The 17,781-nt window shown below is 52.5% G+C and carries 18 protein-coding genes and 1 pseudogene; 4 read left to right on the top strand and 15 right to left on the bottom strand.

The genetic code is table 11. The annotated features are described in order from the left end of the window. Positions 1 to 99: 99 nt before the first annotated feature. From CDI09_RS15985 to CDI09_RS15975, 3 genes and pseudogenes are all read left to right on the top strand, one after another. A pseudogene (locus CDI09_RS15985) lies at positions 100 to 546 on the top strand (TrbG/VirB9 family P-type conjugative transfer protein); the annotation flags it as partial. Beyond that, complete coding sequence (locus CDI09_RS15980; protein WP_078527193.1) at positions 543 to 1,721, top strand: TrbI/VirB10 family protein; 1,179 nt, start codon at positions 543 to 545, stop codon at positions 1,719 to 1,721. The pseudogene CDI09_RS15985 and the gene CDI09_RS15980, both read left to right, overlap by 4 nt. Further along, positions 1,718 to 1,957, top strand: a complete 240-nt coding sequence (locus CDI09_RS15975; protein WP_078527195.1) for a DUF2274 domain-containing protein — start codon at positions 1,718 to 1,720, stop codon at positions 1,955 to 1,957. The genes CDI09_RS15980 and CDI09_RS15975 overlap by 4 nt, the downstream gene beginning before the upstream one ends. 1 nt (position 1,958) lies before the next feature. On the opposite strand, the gene CDI09_RS15970 is transcribed toward CDI09_RS15975, so the two are convergent. The 14 genes from CDI09_RS15970 to CDI09_RS15915 form a co-directional block, all read right to left on the bottom strand. Continuing rightward, entirely contained in the window at positions 1,959 to 2,879 is a 921-nt protein-coding gene (locus CDI09_RS15970) for a LysR family transcriptional regulator (RefSeq protein WP_078527197.1), read from the bottom strand. Between the two features lie 179 nt (positions 2,880 to 3,058). Beyond that, entirely contained in the window at positions 3,059 to 3,949 is an 891-nt protein-coding gene (locus tag CDI09_RS15965) for a CopD family protein (RefSeq protein WP_078527199.1), read from the bottom strand. Continuing rightward, entirely contained in the window at positions 3,946 to 4,323 is a 378-nt protein-coding gene (gene copC / locus CDI09_RS15960) for a copper homeostasis periplasmic binding protein CopC (RefSeq protein ID WP_078527201.1), read from the bottom strand. The genes CDI09_RS15965 and copC overlap by 4 nt, the downstream gene beginning before the upstream one ends. 99 nt (positions 4,324 to 4,422) lie before the next feature. Further along, on the bottom strand, positions 4,423 to 5,712 hold the full coding sequence (locus CDI09_RS15955) for an aminotransferase class III-fold pyridoxal phosphate-dependent enzyme (RefSeq protein ID WP_230975645.1): 1,290 nt from the start codon (positions 5,710 to 5,712) through the stop codon (positions 4,423 to 4,425). 47 nt (positions 5,713 to 5,759) lie between these two features. Then, positions 5,760 to 6,935 (bottom strand): methanobactin export MATE transporter MbnM, encoded by a 1,176-nt coding sequence (locus CDI09_RS15950; protein WP_230975646.1) that lies wholly within the window; start codon positions 6,933 to 6,935, stop codon positions 5,760 to 5,762. A gap of 1 nt (position 6,936) precedes the next feature. Beyond that, positions 6,937 to 7,806, bottom strand: coding sequence for an MbnP family copper-binding protein (locus tag CDI09_RS15945; RefSeq protein ID WP_230975647.1), 870 nt, complete (start codon positions 7,804 to 7,806; stop codon positions 6,937 to 6,939). Positions 7,807 to 7,847: 41 nt separating this feature from the next. After that, positions 7,848 to 8,435, bottom strand: coding sequence for a methanobactin biosynthesis protein MbnC (mbnC, locus tag CDI09_RS17945; protein WP_124297930.1), 588 nt, complete (start codon positions 8,433 to 8,435; stop codon positions 7,848 to 7,850). Beyond that, entirely contained in the window at positions 8,432 to 9,238 is an 807-nt protein-coding gene (gene mbnB / locus CDI09_RS15940; protein WP_078527205.1) for a methanobactin biosynthesis protein MbnB, read from the bottom strand. Before mbnB ends, mbnC begins: the two co-directional genes overlap by 4 nt. A gap of 59 nt (positions 9,239 to 9,297) precedes the next feature. Next, a complete protein-coding gene (mbnA, locus tag CDI09_RS17940) occupies positions 9,298 to 9,393 on the bottom strand; it encodes a methanobactin (RefSeq protein WP_120357830.1) in 96 nt (31 codons plus the stop codon). A gap of 100 nt (positions 9,394 to 9,493) precedes the next feature. Next, positions 9,494 to 11,710 carry a TonB-dependent receptor domain-containing protein gene (locus tag CDI09_RS15935; RefSeq protein ID WP_110571425.1) on the bottom strand — a complete coding sequence of 739 codons (2,217 nt, stop codon included), beginning with the start codon at positions 11,708 to 11,710 and terminating at the stop codon, positions 9,494 to 9,496. A gap of 145 nt (positions 11,711 to 11,855) precedes the next feature. Then, positions 11,856 to 12,227 carry a DUF2946 family protein gene (locus CDI09_RS18675; protein ID WP_265001015.1) on the bottom strand — a complete coding sequence of 124 codons (372 nt, stop codon included), beginning with the start codon at positions 12,225 to 12,227 and terminating at the stop codon, positions 11,856 to 11,858. 421 nt (positions 12,228 to 12,648) lie between these two features. Then, a complete protein-coding gene (locus tag CDI09_RS15925) occupies positions 12,649 to 13,731 on the bottom strand; it encodes an IS5 family transposase (protein WP_167370262.1) in 1,083 nt (360 codons plus the stop codon). 80 nt (positions 13,732 to 13,811) lie between these two features. After that, positions 13,812 to 14,981 carry a site-specific integrase gene (locus CDI09_RS15920; RefSeq protein ID WP_078527213.1) on the bottom strand — a complete coding sequence of 390 codons (1,170 nt, stop codon included), beginning with the start codon at positions 14,979 to 14,981 and terminating at the stop codon, positions 13,812 to 13,814. Between the two features lie 405 nt (positions 14,982 to 15,386). Then, positions 15,387 to 16,082 (bottom strand): O-methyltransferase, encoded by a 696-nt coding sequence (locus CDI09_RS15915; RefSeq protein WP_078527215.1) that lies wholly within the window; start codon positions 16,080 to 16,082, stop codon positions 15,387 to 15,389. On the opposite strand from CDI09_RS15915, the gene CDI09_RS15910 reads away from it, so the two are divergent. Further along, positions 16,081 to 16,764, top strand: coding sequence for a TetR/AcrR family transcriptional regulator (locus CDI09_RS15910; protein WP_078527217.1), 684 nt, complete (start codon positions 16,081 to 16,083; stop codon positions 16,762 to 16,764). The two genes, CDI09_RS15915 and CDI09_RS15910, sit on opposite strands and share 2 nt — an antisense overlap. A gap of 248 nt (positions 16,765 to 17,012) precedes the next feature. Here the strand turns inward: CDI09_RS15910 and CDI09_RS17935 are convergent, their stop codons facing one another. After that, positions 17,013 to 17,657 carry a hypothetical protein gene (locus CDI09_RS17935; RefSeq protein ID WP_146220927.1) on the bottom strand — a complete coding sequence of 215 codons (645 nt, stop codon included), beginning with the start codon at positions 17,655 to 17,657 and terminating at the stop codon, positions 17,013 to 17,015. Between the last annotated feature and the right edge of the window lie 124 nt (positions 17,658 to 17,781).

Here is a 17,781-nt window from a genome sequence, read left to right as displayed (position 1 = left end):
CGCAGGTAGTACCGCGTCCCTATCTCTTAAATCGCTCATGCTTCATAGCTGAACCAGACCAGAAGTATTCAGCAAGGCGTCAGTCGCCGGGAGCTTACGACCTATCTGGCGGAACTGCGTGCCACCCCCGCCACCTATATGGCGTCGGTGTCGTGGGATTACCCCGAGGACGACCTGATCGCCTTGCACCGGCAGGACAGCGCCGCCGATGATGCCAGCCCACTGGATACAGGGCTGGACCTGAACGCGCTGAATTTCCGCTATGCCATCCAGCCGGTGAAAGGCGGGACGCCGCCCTGGCTGCCTGGCCGGGCGTTCGATGACGGTCATAAGGTCTATATAGCCTTTCCATCAGGGATCGGGCAGGGGGAACTGCCCCCTCTGTTCGTGCTGGGGGCGGATGGCGGGCCGGAACTGGTGAATTACCGGGTGCGGCAGAACTGGATGATCGTGGACCGGCTGTTCGCTGCCGCCGAACTGCGGCTGGGCGACAAGCATTCCGAGCAACGGGTGCGCATTGTTCGAACCGATGGACGGAAGTCATGACCGGGCAATCACCGGCAGAGGGCGGGACGTCCTCGCCCCCACATCCATCACCACCGCCCGATCTGCGCCTGCGGGCGGAACGGCCGCGCGTCGTGCGGCTGTCGCGCACTGTGGTCTGGGCGCTCGGTGGGGGAGGGATGCTCGCCATTGGTCTGGCACTTGGCTACGCGCTGGAGAACAGCAGCCACAAAGCGCCACTGGCCGCCAGCCAGGACACGGATGTGCGTCCGTCCGCCGATGGGCTGGCGGGGCTGCCCTCAGACTATGTCGGCAGTGGCGTCCCGAAGCTCGGTCCCGCGCTGCCCGGCGATCTCGGGCACACTATCCTGAAAGCAGAGGAGCAGGGAAAAGTCGCATCCGGTGGGGAGGATCGCCGGGCAGCGCAGGAGGTGGAGGCGGCAATCGCCAGCAAATTGTTCGTGCAGACAGGGGAGCGTGACCGTGTCGGCACACAGGCGGCGGCGCCTGTATCGGGTGCCTCAACTTCTCCGGGACCAGCAGCCCCTGCGACCGACGCACAGTCTGGCAATCGCGCTTTTCTGGCGGGTCAGCCTGACCGCGCGACGCTCAGCCCCGATCGGATCGCGCCTCCTGCTTCGCCTTATATCCTTCAGGCAGGCACCGTGATCGCGGGTGCGCTAAACACGAAAATCAGTTCCGACCTACCGGGCCAGATTACCGGCCATGTGACTCAGAACGTCTATGACAGCCCGACCGGCCACTATCTCCTGATCCCGCAGGGAAGCCTGCTGTTCGGGGCCTATAACAGCGGGATTGCCTTCGGGCAGCAGCGCACCCAGATCATCTGGACCCGGCTGATCTTTCCCGATGGCGAAAGCCTGGTGTTGGAAAAACTGCCGGGCGGCGGCGCTATCGGCCAGTCTGGCCTGTCCGACGAGGTGAACAATCACTGGGGTCAGCTTTTCAAGGCGGCTCTGGTCACGACCCTGCTCAGCGTGGGTTCGGAGGCGGGCACGTCGTGGAATGAAAACAATCTCATGCAGGCAATCCGCTCCGGCGCCAGCAACGGCTTCTCCATGGTCGGCAACCGCCTGATCGACCGCAGCCTCAACGTCCAGCCCACCCTGACCGACCGGCCGGGGCTGCCGTTCACCCTCATTCTGAATCGCGACCTGATCCTGAAACCTTGGCACGTAAAGGCACTGCCTCGATGACGAAGTTGCGTATCACCGAAATACCTGATGAAAAGCCGGTTCGTGTCACTGTGGACCTCCCGGCGGATCTCCATCGCGATCTCGTCGCCTACGCGGCGCTGGTCAGCCAGAACGGCCAGCCCGTCGATCCGACCCGTCTCGTACCGCACATGATCCGTGGATTCATTGCATCTGATCGAGCTTTCGCGAAGCTTAGGCGTGCGCGAGTTAAGCAGATACTAAGCAGAGAAAGTTAGTCTATTCAATATTCTTCTTTCTCAAGAAAGAAAGTATTTTATGTACGACGGTCGACGAATTTCTATCACGCCATCCAATGCCGTAATCAAGATGTGAAAAACCGTCGCCGTCGCGCACTTCCAGCACAGTTACCTGCTCAAGGATCGTATCTGGAAAAAACGCGAGCCAGCCAGTCGGCATAAGCGTAATACCATGCCCGTTTATAACGAGAGCGATCGTCCGCAGACTTCTGATTTCTTCCCTACGCACTGTTGGCAGAAAGCCAGCAATGCTCGCTTTGCGTTTTAACAGTGTATGCATGTCCTCTCCTGTATCATCATTGCCGAAGACAAAAGTTGCTTCCTGTAAATCGCTCCAACACGTTGTTACAGATGAGGCAAGAGGATGGTGTGTCGGTGTCACAGCGACAATTCGATCGCTCCACAGTGGTAAGGTAGCTGCGCCAGGTTCGTTCAGTGGAAGGGTTATAATTACTAAATCAACGATACCGTCGAAAAGCGCCGAAATTACATCTCTGTGGGATGCGTCACGATATATAAAAGAGATACCGGGGTGAAGAATTCTATAAGGTTCGATGAAGTCCGATACTCGTCCTGGCGGTATATTGCTTTGTATTCCTATTGATACGATAACGCTTTCGCCAAAGGCGCATCTCCGAGTATATTCATAAAGAGTATTTGTGTCGTGCAGCAGAGCCTCAGCCTGTCGGAGGAATGCTTCGCCGACTGGCGTAGGCGTTGTGCCAGATGATGTCCTGCGGAAAAGCTGAATTCCGACGCGCTCCTCAAGTAGTCGAAGTGAACGACTGACTGCGGACTGTTTGGAATTTAGAGCGCGCGCCGCGCCATGGATACTTCCTTGAAGAGCAATTGCGCACACGCATTGCAGTTCCCGTAGATCAAGAGGAGGGTGTCTTACCATTTTATTTCTGCCCTCACATACAAATTAAAATTAGATATTTTGTAGTGTGAGTGTTGTAGAATGCGAGAATATGATTCATTGATACCTAAAAAATATAAGGAAATATTGGAATAAATATGATACTCCATAATTAAGCTCCCATTCGATTCATTTGCATATATAGCTATGTCGACATGGCTCTAGTTTGTAGGTAGAGATAAGGTTGTCGGGTCCATTCGCCCAGCAACGGCAACAATTGCAATAATAGCAGCAGAAAATGCAATTTCGGCTATTGTTCCGCGTTGAAGATATTTAAGGCTTGCCGTAATGTTTCTCTTCTGTCGTAGATTTCTTACGTAAACATATCGGTTGACGCAGGCGATACAGACCATACCGCTCGTTAATCCCAGCTTGAGAATGAGTAGTGTAGAATAGACAGTGAAATGCTTCGGCCATCCGCCCAGGATGTTCAGGCCCAGTCCAGAACCGGTAAGTAGGACCAAAGGCACCGCGATATGTCCCGCAGCCGAATACCGTGCTAACGCCATTTGCATGGAGAGATCCCACTTCTTTTTTCGTGTATCACTGACAAGCATGGCAACGGGGATGAGGCCCCCGCACCAGAAACCACCTGCAAGCAAATGCACGGCCTGGAAGAACATCGCGCCCATACCGATCATGCGCACGTGACCTGTCAGAGCTGTCGCCGTCAGAAGCAAGCATGCGGGTATGACCGACAGGAGCGCGCCGCATTTACGCCAAGTTAGAAGTAGAAGACAGACACCAGCTACGGCCTGAATGATCCACGCCTGTCCAATGGTGGTGTCAACAAGCACGGCTTTGCTTAAAGTCGGCGAGAAGGCATCCTGCCACCCATCTCCGACCTCGGAGACTTCGGCTGGCAGTGTTGCAATGACTATTACTGTCGTAAAAACGCTCCCCCATGCCCAAAACTTTCTCAGGCGGGCAGAGAGTGCGATTCCGAGGTCGCGCGGAGCCAGCCACCCTGCAAAAAGCAGGCTACCTGTAAGAAAGAGCGCCAGGCTGTCTCGTGCGGCGCGACATAGGATCAGGAAAGCATCCGGTGTCATCGGTTAGTAACTGTGAACCCATAGACGCCATGAGTCTTGTGTCCATCGACGGCAAGGGCGTGCCAGGTTACGGAATACCGTCCAGGCACGAGCTCAATTTTGAGCGGGACCGTCAGAGTCTTGCCGTCATCCGACAGGGCAACGTTTCCTGTTTCTATAACATTACCCTTGGGGCCAGTGACAACGACGCCGGTGAGCTTGACAACTACTGCTTCAGTAAAGCCTAGCGTCAGGCTCTGCGGTGCCGTTCCCGTGCTATCCGCAGCGGGTATTTCGGCGTTCAGGTGGGCATGTGCATAGGCAGGGTCCCCCATCTGCAGAACGAAGTTCCCTGCGAGACACATAGAGGCAACGATTTTACGGATAGAAGTCATGTTTACTTTCCTTGCTTGGTGTGAATTACAGCAGAAAGACAAATATTTTCAGAGAAAAAAGTCTCTTATTGACCAACGAAAGGGATACCTTCGACGCAGCTATGCTGTTGAAAACAGAATAGTATTGAAAGCTTTCGTCATGCGTTGCTCAAGCTCATCAATGTCTTTTTTAGAAATAATGAGAGGAGGTGCTAAAATTATGCTGTCGTATGAGATTCTTATCAGCACGCCGTGTTCCATACACGCTTTCACAACTGACCGTTTTATGTCTGTCTTCTCATCATTTCGGAAATCAAGCTCCCTGTAGCTACAAAATCCGACTTCAATCGCGCTTAATAATCCGATTGTCCGTGTGGATCGGACCAGCTCGTGTGCCGCAAGTTTCGAAATCATCTTTATCCAATGTTCCGAAATATCCTGCACATGATCTACTATTCTTTCATCCTCGTAGATTTTTAGCGTTTCAAGGGCGACGGCAGCGGCAACAGGATGTGCGTGATATGTGCCGCCATGATGAAACCCATGGTGCATAATCGAGCAGTCCACCAATGCGGAGTGAAAATCATCATTCATGACGACCGCCGAAATCGGTTGATAGGCCGCTGAAAGCCCCTTCGATGCGACGAGGCAGTCGGGCGTCTGGTTGACGGTCTGGCTTCCCCACATCTTTCCGGTTCGACCGAAGCCCGTCACGATTTCATCGAAATAAAGAGGAATATCGCGCATCGACAAGACATTGCGTATTGCTTCAAAATATCCTTTCGGCGCTGGGTACATGCCGCCAGCAATCGAGACTGGCTCGCAGAGGAAGGCCGCGATATTTTCGGCACCCGTGTGATCTATCAGTTCTGCCAGTTCCCGCGCCAGGCGATGTGCATAATCTTCTTCTGTTTCTCCAGCCAACGCGTCGCGTGGCCAGCGCGGTTGCGCAGCATACAGAATATCGTCACCCGTCAGATCGAATGAATTGATAATGCTTTCGATCCCGCCAAGTCTCGTGGCAAATATCGTCGATCCATGATAGCTCCCCCGACGCGTGATTATTTTATGCCGTTTTGGATTTCGTTGTTTATTGATGTACCACGTTGTTTTAATGAGAGTTTCGATTGCTTCCGATCCGGTTGTGGCGAAAAGAACGTGAGCGTCCGGTATCGGCGCTGCCGCGCTGAGCGCGTCCGAAAGCGCGTGGACGACAGGGACCGTCCGGTTTAGCGCGGTGGGATAGACTGGCAGCTCTCGCATCTGGCGTGTGGCGGCTTCGATCAGGCGTTCATTATGAAAGCCGAGCGTGGCACAAAACAGTGCCGACACCGCGTCGATATAGTCTTTACCCGAAGAATCGAAGACGAAGACACCAGATCCAGATACCATATCGACGCCTGATGACATGGCGGAGTTGCTAAGATGCGATAAGCCGTACACTAGTCGCGAAGTCATCATTGTGCGCCTTTACCAGAGGGAGAGGCTGAGGGCAGAGCCAAAGGGCAGGTCTTTCCCGGATCTGAGAACGCCGGGTTAGTGAGGAAGCTCTGATCCGTTAGGGAGTTCAGGAAGGCGATCACGTCCGCGATCTCCGCCTCGCTGATTTCGAACGGCTCGATGAACTGGTCGCGTAACGGGTTCTCTCCGTGTGGCCCTGTCGCCGACCGACCTCCCTTCGAGTAATGTGCTGCCAGCACGTCGTGCAGCGTGGCGATGGAGCCATCATGCATATAGGGACCCGTCAGGGCGACGTTACGCAGGCTTTCCGTGCGGAATTTCCCCTCATCGTCGGCATTGCCCGTCACAGTCCGCAATCCGTGATCACTGGCAGGATAGGCCCCCTTGCTGTCCTCGTTATACAAGCCGGTATTGTGAAAACCTGTTTCCGGGAAAGGCATGTTCGCGGAGCGGATATTGTCGGTCAGGTTCAGGCCGTTATGGCAATGTGAACATTCCAGCTTCTCGCCGAAGAACAGCGCCTCGCCCCGTTGCGCGGCCGGGGACAGCGCCGTCTTGTCGCCATGCAGCGAGTGGTCGTAGGGGCTGTCGAAGGACAGCAGTGTGCGCTCGAAGGATGCAATCGCCTTCGTGACTGTGGAAAGTGTGATCGCGCCCTTCGCCTCGGGAAAGGCGATGCGAAACAGGTGCGTATAGCAGGGATCACCCGAGAGCCTAGCGAACAGAGCTTTTTCCTGGCCGCCCATGCCCAGCTCGACCGGTTGGTCGCCGAACATCGGGATCAGCATCTGTTTCTCCAGCGTGGTGAGTTGTGGATTGGCCCAGGTATAGCTCGGCAGATAGGCTACGTTCGCTAGCGGCATCGGTGTGCGTAGTCCTGGCTCGCCATGCGCGCCTACATGCGTCGGGACACCAGAGGCGAAGCCCAGATTCTGGAGATGGCACGACGCGCAGGCAAGCGTCCCGTTCTCCGATAGCCGCTTGTCGTAAAACAGCCGCCGCCCCAGTGCGACCTTCTCCGCCGTCATCGGATTGTCGGACGGGACGACTGGCGCAGGCGCCCAGGAAGGGATATCCCAATGCCACGTCGCGGGCTGGGCTGCGGCCGATAGAAGCAGCGCGCCCCCACCCATAAGGGCCATCTGGAGAACTTTGCGAATAAACGTGCGCATCCTATCGACCCCGAAATACCGACTGAGCGGGTGGGGAGGTCTCTGATCCGAATGGCAGGCCGAACTCACGGAATACACCTGCGCAATCCTTGTCGTCCGGTCCAGACATGCAACCTGGCGCACTATTAATCTGGTTGGTGCTGACATTACTCAGAGCGAGCAGTCGACTTATGTCGAGCTTCACGGTCTGATGCGCCGGATTGAACTCCGGCAGCGTGACCGTGACGAGGTTCGGGGCCGTGCACGCGCCCTTCGGCGCCTCGACCGGACTGGCGGACTCACAGCCGGTGCTACCGATGTGGACAGGGAAGCCATGGGGTCGCGCTTTGTCGCCAGGCTTCGGAATCATCATGATATCAAGTGTAAAAAAACGATATCCTGACTGCCAGGTCCAAAACATGCTCGTCATGTTCAGCGGTGGCTGTGCAATCGTAGGATCGCCGTGATTGGCGGCCATAGGTAGCCCAACGGTGAAGCGCAGGCCGGCGAAATGGCCTTGCGGCCAGACAAAACTGATAGTCGAGTTCGGCGACGGAGCCGTATCGCTGCATGGAATATTGCGATCAATCAGGTCGATCAGCGCGATCCCGTCACGCTGCCAGAGGCCTGACGGCCCTGGCTTGACCGGCACCGCACGACCGTCCTTTGTGAGTAGCGCCACATCGTGGATGTAAAAGCGTAGATCGTTGACCCGGACCGTGTCGCCCTGCGTGCCGACCGGCGAAAGCGTGCGGGTGCAGCTTATCGGCTGATCGCCGAATACAGCTTGGAACGTCAGGTGCCCGAGTTTTGGCGCCGCATAGGTGTTTGACGACACCCCCGTTATCAAAGCGCTAGCGAACAACGCTCTAAACATCATCAACGATTTCATTACCATCTCCCGATAACGGTCCAAAACGCGACTTATACGTCTCAATTCTGCGATGCGGCGTTATTCAGCAACGTCCACCCTGGAAATGTTTCCAAATCCCATGACGGAATTAGAAAGTATCCGAATCCGTTCTCTGGTGGGGACGGTGGCGAGCCGATATTTATTTCTTCGATGCTCCTTACTAGGTGGACGTTCCGTGCCTTGAATGCGACAGTCCATGTCGGATCGGAGCTATGTGCTATCGCAATCCCCAGAAAGGACGAGCGGTCGAGGGCCGCCCATTGGGCAGCAGCAACAGCACGCACTTCACGGCAGACCTGTTTTGTTAATTTCCCGGCCAATGGAGATTGAGCAAGCCAGTCATAGACTGACAAGTGAAGGGTCCAATCCAAGGGATCGCGGTGCTCATAGGCCCATTCCATAAACGGCCTGAATATGACGCCGTTATTTTCGTCATCTATTTCCTGTAAAGAAGGGCAGGGATCGAATATCGCGTGCCACGTTCCTCGTAACGCTATATTTATCCTTACCTGTTGGCGGTGAGAAAGATTGAAATCTCTTTCTCGTGAAGGGCGCGTCATGCTGCTGATAACATCGCAATCACGCTCTAAATTATGGTCAGAAGTCATTTAACAGCGTTCTTCTGCAATGTAAGTTGTTGTCGTATTCTTGTGATATCTTGAACAATACTGTCATATTCAACATTACGATCTCGTTCGTACGTGATAGTCGTTTCTGAATGGCAAAGCCTTGATCTCAGGTCGGAGAGAAAACTCAGTGTTTCCACAGAAATCTCGGTGCCGTGTGTGTCGATCATTACATTCGGATCACTTACCGACGGCTCGTAACTTCCTACATGAAAATGCCGTGTTTCGTTTGCTTCGCTGATCCAGCTTTCCGTGGAGGCGCCACAATTTATCTCGGAACAGACAGCGTTCGATATATCAAACAATAGCCCTGTCCCGACTTCCCTTCGCAGATCAGAAAAGAATTCGGGCGCTTCAAATCCACCATCTAATATAGACGGAAAATTTTCTAGAAATAATTTCTCACCAATTTGCTCCTGCCACCACGATGCTTTCTCAATTAAAACTTTTCTGTTCCTGTAGTCTATCTCGGAAAGGAATGAGAGATTTTGGCCATTGCACGAAAAAGACGCAAGGTGGTCAGAAATGTATATAGGCTTTAGAATATGTGCATGATAGCGAATTTGTTCAGCCATCTGGCTCAGAGATTCTCTATCATTTTCTAAAAATCTGGAGCGCATAATGTGGAAAGAAACTGGACATTTGACAGTTGCCAGTAGCTCGTGCGGATCTAGATGAAGAAAGTTATCTATAAGAATTTCGTAGTAATCTATATGACCATCATTTAGTAATTTGTTTGCAATTGGCAGAACTTCGCTTCTGGTAAAATTAAAACCGATGCGCATGATGGTCTCCCTTAATTAGAATAGGAAAGGGTGCGCGCATGGCGCGCACCCCCTATGGTTCAGTTATAACCACCACAGACCGTACCCGGACCGCAGATCGAACCGGCCATTGTTGAGACCTTGATCTCGCGACGAGAAAGAATGGTGATTTTCATTGATAGACTCCTTGTCTTTGAAATTGCCGATCATCACATCGATGTATCGGCAAAGTATAATAACATATATTGTTCAAGTAAACAAAGTAAAAATGCAAATTTAAAACTTATATGAAATATTGAACCTGAAGCTTCGTCCAATTTCAGGTACGTCATTATTGCTGGCGATAGATTTGTACATATAATATGTCTTATTGGTCAGATTGGTGACGGCAAAATTTACGCGCCACGGCTTGCCTGGCATTTGCCAGTCAAAAAGAATGTCATGCAACATATAGCCTGGTCTTCTGCGTGCTATCGTAGAGTCATAGTCTTGGGCTTCTACAGCGGTGAGGTTATACGTGGCGGTCAACCCAATTTTTGGAAAAGTGTAACTCGCATCTGCTGCTACTTTATCTGGTTGAGCCAGAAGGTTGGCTCCGGTGTTTGCATCTCTCACACGGAGGTGGCTGTAACTTACGCCAAGATTGATGTTCTCTATATTGTAGGTTGCGCGAAGTTCAATTCCATAGCGGGTGGCGTGTTGAATGTTCGTATATTGATAGTTTATCTCGTTTGTTTTGTAGAGTGGGCTCCAGTGATGTCCGACCACAGATAGCTGAATAAGGTTCGTAGCATCTTCGTAGAAGCCTGTAGCACGCACCAATGCATGATCCTTGCGTGAGAACAATCCACTTTTATTATAACTAAATCCACCTTCGTATGTACGAGCGCTTTCTGGTCTTAAGTTATTATTTGGAAGAAAATAATAACTATTTGGCGTTATGGCATAGTTCATATTTGTTTCTTGAATTGTTGGGGCGCGGTAATTTTTTCCCCAACTAAGATAGACCATCCAATTTCGATTTGGATGCCATGCTAAGGTAATTTTGGGTAGAATTGCACCGCTAGTGCTGGTGGACGAGCCAGACCCAAAGGTATTGTAGCGATCGTAACGAAGGCTTGGCGTTAGTACGATGCCGTACGGAAGTTTAATCTCATCTGATCCGTAGAATCCGTAAACTTGCTGTTGCCCGTCGGGGATAGTTCCTCCTCCTTGCCCGTTTTTTTGAAGAGTATGATTGATGTCTCGATAGTAATTTGCTCCAACTACAAACATATGTGAACCAAGATAGCCAAAATTTTCCCTGAATATTTTTTGAATATCAGCCCCATAAGTTTCCAGTGTTTGCGTCTCGCCCACTATTGATGTCTTAATAAAAGGACCGTACCATGACGTCATTTTTGATCTATAGAGCGTCAGTCTTCCATCTTCTTTTCCGTCAGAGTCCTTAGTGGTTAGGTGAATATTTGAGTCGTCTTGCCTGGTTCCGGTTTGTCGATAATAAGGAATATATGTCTTTGTTGACGAATTATAAACGGTAAATTTTTGTGCTTGTGCGTTGGCTGGACGATAATTTTCAATATAATAAAAACTCTGCCCGAAATCGACTCTGATCCGGTCTGTAATGTCGTAGCCCAGTTTTAAGAGTGCGCTATTGCTCGTACCGTTGTTCGGAGATAATTTTTGTCCTCCGCCTAGAGAAATCGGCCCGAATGACTGTCCTGCATACGCCAGCAGTCCGTCGAACTTTCCCCATTTTCCATACACTTTGGCAGCACCTTTGGCATTTTCATTTGCACTCTGATAACCGCCGTCTAACTCTGCACCCCATTTTCGGCCAGGCGCGAGGAGATCTTTGGCTTCGAGCGTCTTGATTGACATGACGCCTCCCATGGAGCCGCTGCCGTAAAGAGTTGATGCGGCCCCCATTACGACTTCGACAGACTGCACGAATGCTGGATCGATATAGAGCGGTGTCTGGAAGCCGGCAAAACCATTGTCCGCATTGCGGCGTGCGCCATCGACCAAGAGGATAATGTCTCTTCCGTTGAAGCCTCGAATTTCAGGGATCTGGCCTTCGGTCCGTGCTCCGCCTGCCATATCAGCGTCAGGTAAACGATTGATGACATCAGCGAGCGTTGAAGACATACGTCTTTCAATATCCTGACGGGTTATCAGGCTGACCGAGGCGGGAACATCCTGGATCCGCTGTGGCGTTCGCGTAGCTGTGACAACGAGCCGCTCAGCTGCGTTACTGGATATGGGGATGGCGGCTCCTGTTCTTACATGAGCACCAAGTTGTTTTGACGTGTTTCGCGATGACTGTTCCGGAGTTTTTTTAATCGCCGCCTGCCTGGTTGATGCGGCATTCTCACGCTCTTTTCCGGGCAGTTCATTGGCATGCGCCGCGAAGGACGGGATAAGAAAAATTGCGGCGGCAGAAAGTAAGTGCGCGCGGTGGAACGTGTGTGCGCAAACATGTGTCGAAGACATGGAAGCTGATCCTGAGCTGAGAATATCGTTCAGCCAGCAGGACGGTCATTGTCTTTTTCGTCATTAGTTTATGACGTCAGCGACGCACTATGCGTTAAGTGAACGCGTACGGTCGATGAATGACAGCTTAAACGGCCTGCGGGCGCTAGAAGACCGCAGACACAGGGGGGCCACAGGAGAAAGGAACACCAAGTGTGATGACAGGTGGAGCACGGGGGTTAACGATGTTGACGTGGCGTTGCCAACGAATAAACGCCAGTGCCAGCAAGATAACGAGAGCTGTGAACAGGAATACTGGCAGGTGCAGGAGAGGGCATAACGGACAGCTTCCATCGTGATGAGAAGGATGCCCGGACATGTGGTCGTGGTCGCCCTCATTGTCGGCTGACACAGCCTGCGTCACATTGTCCATTGTCATGCCAGGCATATCCGCACAGACGGAGTGCTTATCTGGCGTGTGATAAACATGTGGAGCGATATCAATGCCTGTCAGGCGCAGGATGGTAGCACGAGGCATTTCTCCCGGCATTGCCTGACTCTGGATCAGGAGTTGCCCCAGAAAGCCCATGAGCGTGAACGCGACCAGAAACCAACGGCTCAATGAAGAGCGGGGCGCAGGATGTATGGCATGGGCCATCTTTTGAAAACATATGCTCCTGTCACGGTAGACTTTTTATAAAATCCATTGTGGTTGCGAGCCTGTCAACCCGATATTGCACACACATGGCAGGCATTCCTACCAGGATGCTTGAAGAGCCCATTTTGGCTTGGCGGCAGTCGATTTTATAATCTCTGCCTGAGGAATGTGGAGGGATCGAAGAACCCTTGATTGATACGCTTGGCTGTTGATTTCAGGTTTTTGGCGATTTGATTGACTACTTTTGGGTTGGTTTTCGATCTGCGTTTTAAGCAGATCGAGTGCTGCCCCCGCTGGATTGCTATGCATTCGCGCTGATCCGCTCCAGGAAGAGGAAGCGGCGCATATTATAGACGATATTGGCCAGGCCGATCCTCATGGTGGCCCGGGTGATACCGACAGTTCGGACGAACAGACCCATTTGCGATTTCTGGTCAGCAAAGACATGCTCGACGCGTGATCGGATCACGGACTTTCCGGCGTTGGATTTCTGGAGATGCCTGGGCATAGGCTTGAGATGCGGCTTTTTCCTGTGAACTTTCGAGACAAAGCCCTGCTCCTCCATGAAGTCCTCATTCGCTTTTGAGCGATAGGCCGTGTCAGCCCAGACCGTTGAGGCCGTATTGGTTTTATCCAGCAGCCCCTCTCTCAATCGCGCGCCATCACTGGCGGCGGCATGCGTTGTTTTCCATTTCCGGATGAACCGGTATTTCCGATCGATGGAAACATGCGATTTATAGCCAAAGAACGGGATGGCGAGATCGCTGGAGGGCATGGCTCCATCATCCTGCCGCTTCGCCTTCGTGAACTTCAGTGTCCAGCGCGCATGACGATCCTTGTGCGACAGCTTTGCGGGTTTGTCCTGCCAGTCTTCAGGAATACGTCCTTCCCGAAGATCGGCTTTCTCTGCATTGGTGTTCCGCTGCTTCGGAGCCGCTACCAGCGTGGCATCCAGGATCTGGCCTGACATCGGTAAATACCCGGCGTTACGCAGGGTCGCATCAAAGCGGTTGAACAGCCCATCGATCGCACCCGCCTGGGTCAGACGCTTTTGATACAGCCAGACCGTTTTGGCATCCGGCACCCGATCTGAAAGTCCCAGACCAAGGAAACGCATAAAGGAGAGGCGATCGTTGATCAGATATTCCGTCCGCTCATCAGACAAATTGTTGAGCGTCTGGATCACCAGGATCTTGAACATCAGCACCGGATCAAATGGCGGTCGTCCGCCTTTGCTTCCGTCAGAATACGCCAGAGCCTTCTCCAGGTCAGGGCGGAAGACTTCAAAATCCACAGTCCGGGAAAATGCTTCGAGCTGATCACCAAGCCCGCTCAACCGAGCAAGCCGCTCTTCAACGTCAAAAAATCCCGCCTGCTTCATGATCCATACTCCAATCAACTAAGGGGAAATGGAATCACAGAGCAGACCTCAATACCAGGGGGTTTTTCGAACCCTCCACGTGTTCAGACGTTGCTCTTGCTGTCTCCTGAAACAAGTGCCGTAAAAATTTTCAGATCGATCTCTTTGACTGCACGCTGGATTGGTTCTTTCTTGAGGTGAGCATAACGTGCAGTCGATTTGAGATCGCGATGGCCCAGCAGTTTCCCGATCATGATCAGATCTTCGCCGAGTTCAAGCGCATCGGATGCGAAGGAATGACGAAGATCGTGAATGCGGACGTCCACTAGCCCGGCTTCCTTTCGGATGCGTCGCCACGGCTTCTCCAGATCGGTCAGATGACCACCGTCCTTCCGTCCAGTGATGACATACGGATTGCCCGCGATCATGGGAATGCTCTTCAGCAGGCCTACTGCACTCTCGCCCAACTGAACGGTTCGAGCGCCATTTTTGCTGTCGGGTAGTCTGATTACCCCTTCGTCCAGAAAAACATATTCCCATTTCAGACGTTGAATTTCCCGAAGGCGGCAACCTGTTAAAAGCAGGAGTTGAAACGCATTGACGGCTTCCGGCATCGCGGAACGGGCGTCGTCGAGTGCTTTGCCGAGACGCTGATGTTCTTCTGTTGTGAGGTAGCGCTCGCGCTTCTGCTCCTTATAGCGTTTCACGCCCCTGCATGGATTGACGTTGTCTGTCCGCACACCCCATAGGATTGCCAGAGAGAACATTTTCGACAGTACCCCCAGCGTTCGGTTCGCCTGATATGGGATATGCCGGTAGGTATGGTGAAATGTAACGATATCAGAATGAGTGACAGAGGCTAGCTTCCGGCTGCCAATTTTTTTCGTAATGAACAGGTCAATCGCGCGTTGATATTCGCCTTGTGTGGTTTGTTTCAGATGCGTCTTCACATGCCGTTCAATGAAAATCTTACAGAACTGGCTGACGGTGGGAGAAGCCCGCTCTTCGTCGCGTTCTGTGTTTGGATCGTTGCCGTCTTTCACGCGGGCGAGGATTTTGATCGCTTCGTCGCGTGCTTTGTCTGCCGTCCAGGGACCATGATGGCCAATCGTATAACGTCGGAACCGGCCATTGGCTCGATAATGGACCACGTAGCTCATTCGGCCTGAAGGCCAGACCCGCAAGGCGAAGCCGGCGACTTGATCGTCCCAGACGATGTAGTCCTTCTCAGCAGGCTGGAGGGTGGCGATTATGCGCTTTGATATCCGGGGCATGGCTGCCTCCACAGGATGCGTATAGGATGCAAATGGGACTGAAACGTCAGTGTGAGTAAGCGTAGACAGAAGAACCAAAATGAACAACTTATTCAATTAAAATAATGGGATAGTAGTGGTTCTTCGGGATGCATCGGGGAGTTTCGTGGCAGGGCGTAGCTCTTGCCTACAAACTCATAACCTGAAGGCCGCAGGTTCAAATCCTGCCCCCGCAACCATGGTTCAAGTGATTGATATCACACATTAAAACCCGCCCTCACCGGCGGGTTTTTTGTTGTCTGAAATTCCCCGCAGGAAACACATAGGAAACAGACGAAAAGGTAACAGGGCGCGATTTTGTCGAATATCACATGTGTGTGAACGTCGAAGTGAAACCATCTTTGATGGAGCGAATCAACCGACAGGTCAGGAGCGAACGGCGATGTCGTGGGCAAAGCTCTGGCCGAGAGCTTCAGTTGTGATCGACGCCATTCGGTATCCGTTCGCCGGGTTGCTCAGATAGGCAAGGTAGGCACCGGCCCGACCTCCATCGCTGCCGTCAAGGTCAGCACGGTCGCTCACGACGATGCCGCCACGTCTGAGCCTCGGTTCGAGCAGGAGCAGAATATCCAGATAAAGCCCTTTCGAGGCATCAAGCAGGATCAGGTCGATTGGCTGCGGCACATCCTGGGCAAGCGTCGTCATGACGTCGCCAACCCGAATCTCAACCAGATCGTCCAGTCCGGCTTCTCGCAGGTTGGCCGCTGCGCTCGCGGCTTTCTGTGCGACAAACTCTGTTGTCACCAGCCGCCCGCCGCCATTGTCCCGCAGGGCGGCTGCCAGGAAGATCGTTGAAACCCCGAACGACGTGCCGAACTCGATAATGTGTCGGGCACTGCTGCTGCGTGCCAAGACATAAAGCAGGGCGCCAAACTCAGGTGTGACTGGCATTCTGGCCCCGGACATGGCCTGATAAAATCCATGTTCTCCATCATGGTTCAGCCCTGCGGACTGCGCTTCCGCACGTCGAATGGGATCCTGCTCAATGGTCTCGGAATAAAGACGTTCAAGAACCCGCTGGATAGCTGGTGTGCATTGTGGACGAAAGAGGTGATCGGTCATGGTAACTCCGCAGACAAGACTGGATACAGATAAAAATAGTCTGCGGTCTTATGCTGACGTTACTCGCATTTTCACCGAGAATAGCGACCTTGCTCTGGCCCCACGAAAATGGCCATGTCAGGCACGTTCCAGGGCGACGGTGGACGCCATTCTGGAAGCGACTGCTCTGCTTCTGGAGGAAGGCAAATCCTGCAGCACTAACGCTATTGCGGAGCGTGCGGGTGTTGGAATCGCTACCCTCTACCAGTATTTCGATGGCAGGGACGGGGTCATCGCGGCGCTCAGCCGTCAGGTGCGGGCAAGGCTGGCGCACACTGTCACCTCAGCGTTGGAGACTGCGTGCGACCAGTCATTGCGCGAGGGAGTACGCTCTCTGGTTCTCGCCGCAGTTCAGGCAGACACCGAGCGGCCTCTTCTCGCCGCGCGCCTGGATGAAATCGAAGCGAAGCTACCTCTCGAGACTAACCATCGCCAGATCATGATTGAACTCTGTTCTGCGGTAGCGGCGTTTCTTGAGCGCCAGAATGTTGCTTATGGGGTGAAGGCGGAGGCTCTTGCCGCTGATCTCTGCACAATCGCAGGAGCGCTTATCGACGCGGCACGGGAGCGCTCCGGGACGATAGAGGTTGATCAGCTTGCTCGTATCACAGGCCAGCTGTTGGCGATCATTCATGCTGAGTAGCCGGAGTAATAATTTCGTTTACGGTTAAGCGTTATGGCAATTCCTGCAGCAACCTGCCTGAAAGCATAGCAGAAACAGAGCGGATAGGCAGCAGTCGCCTACATCTCGGACATAATGAGCGCTTTTCAAATTTTCTGAAAGCAGACGGTTTGAAAAATCGGCTTAAACCGTCTGCTTAACGAATTTGAGGCAGGTGAAGGCTCCGAAGCCTTCACCTGCCTATTGTCCCTATCATGATGCCAACAATGCTAATCAGGAAAACTATCGTCAGAATTCAATCTCTGTGTACAGTTGTGAATCAAAGTCCTCTCATGCTCGATAATCGTAGAAAGTTTTAGTTCAATAGAACGATGCATCCGCGCCATTCGAGCAAATAGCGGCAATTGAAAACGGTGAATCCAGAGTGTATCGTAGACATCGGCGTTGTTTCGATGGCGATGTTCAGTCTCAATATGAGAGCCTACGGTTTCTGAGTAGTGATCCTTCAACTCAGTCATTTCTGCACGATTGCACTGACCAGCAGAAACAGCAGCATTCTGTCGTTCCAGTCGTTCGGTAAGTTCTTGAAGATCAGCCGTGATAAAATCGAAATAACCTCTTATTTCGAGAGCTGGGAGCATCACCGAAGAAATGCGCGAAGCCGTTTCCCATTCCAGGAACTGAATTACGTTTAATGCTTCACTAAAACTGCAAGGGGGACACGATAGGCGGTATTCAGGAGCGATTGTAATATTTGGATACAAACTATAGACAAGACTGTAAACTTCCTGAGATGCTTTCAACTCACGAGCCATGTTGGTCTTGGTATATGCATGGTCGCGGTCAAGCCACTCATCAGCTTCCTTCTGATCTTCCTCCGATAGTTCAAGCTTAACCAGGGGGCGAGGTGTCACTTTTTTTTAAACAGAATTACGCATTAGCAGCCTGTCGGGTTGGGCATTTTGCGGCTGATAACGCCGAGGCTGACCCGGCTTATGCTGCCTGAAGCCGTGCCATTCTTTTGCAGTTGTATGCGAG

Source organism: Komagataeibacter nataicola (genome assembly GCF_003207795.1).
GTDB lineage: Bacteria > Pseudomonadota > Alphaproteobacteria > Acetobacterales > Acetobacteraceae > Komagataeibacter > Komagataeibacter nataicola.
This window is presented reverse-complemented; position numbering and strand designations above follow the sequence as displayed.

Bases quoted from the DNA above. Each gene is read 5' to 3' on its own strand.
- CDI09_RS15970 (WP_078527197.1), bottom strand. From the start codon at position 2,879: ATGGTAAGACACCCTCCTCTTGATCTACGGGAACTGCAATGCGTGTGC.
- copC (WP_078527201.1), bottom strand. From the start codon at position 4,323: ATGACTTCTATCCGTAAAATCGTTGCCTCTATGTGTCTCGCAGGGAAC.
- CDI09_RS15915 (WP_078527215.1), bottom strand. From the start codon at position 16,082: ATGACCGATCACCTCTTTCGTCCACAATGCACACCAGCTATCCAGCGG.
- CDI09_RS18675 (WP_265001015.1), bottom strand. From the start codon at position 12,227: ATGCCTCGTGCTACCATCCTGCGCCTGACAGGCATTGATATCGCTCCA.
- CDI09_RS15910 (WP_078527217.1), top strand. From the start codon at position 16,081: ATGGTAACTCCGCAGACAAGACTGGATACAGATAAAAATAGTCTGCGG.
- CDI09_RS15980 (WP_078527193.1), top strand. From the start codon at position 543: ATGACCGGGCAATCACCGGCAGAGGGCGGGACGTCCTCGCCCCCACAT.
- CDI09_RS15965 (WP_078527199.1), bottom strand. From the start codon at position 3,949: ATGACACCGGATGCTTTCCTGATCCTATGTCGCGCCGCACGAGACAGC.
- CDI09_RS15935 (WP_110571425.1), bottom strand. From the start codon at position 11,710: ATGTCTTCGACACATGTTTGCGCACACACGTTCCACCGCGCGCACTTA.
- CDI09_RS15950 (WP_230975646.1), bottom strand. From the start codon at position 6,935: ATGCGCACGTTTATTCGCAAAGTTCTCCAGATGGCCCTTATGGGTGGG.
- CDI09_RS15920 (WP_078527213.1), bottom strand. From the start codon at position 14,981: ATGCCCCGGATATCAAAGCGCATAATCGCCACCCTCCAGCCTGCTGAG.
- mbnA (WP_120357830.1), bottom strand. From the start codon at position 9,393: ATGAAAATCACCATTCTTTCTCGTCGCGAGATCAAGGTCTCAACAATG.
- CDI09_RS15955 (WP_230975645.1), bottom strand. From the start codon at position 5,712: ATGTCATCAGGCGTCGATATGGTATCTGGATCTGGTGTCTTCGTCTTC.
- mbnB (WP_078527205.1), bottom strand. From the start codon at position 9,238: ATGCGCATCGGTTTTAATTTTACCAGAAGCGAAGTTCTGCCAATTGCA.
- CDI09_RS15975 (WP_078527195.1), top strand. From the start codon at position 1,718: ATGACGAAGTTGCGTATCACCGAAATACCTGATGAAAAGCCGGTTCGT.
- CDI09_RS15945 (WP_230975647.1), bottom strand. From the start codon at position 7,806: ATGAAATCGTTGATGATGTTTAGAGCGTTGTTCGCTAGCGCTTTGATA.
- mbnC (WP_124297930.1), bottom strand. From the start codon at position 8,435: ATGACTTCTGACCATAATTTAGAGCGTGATTGCGATGTTATCAGCAGC.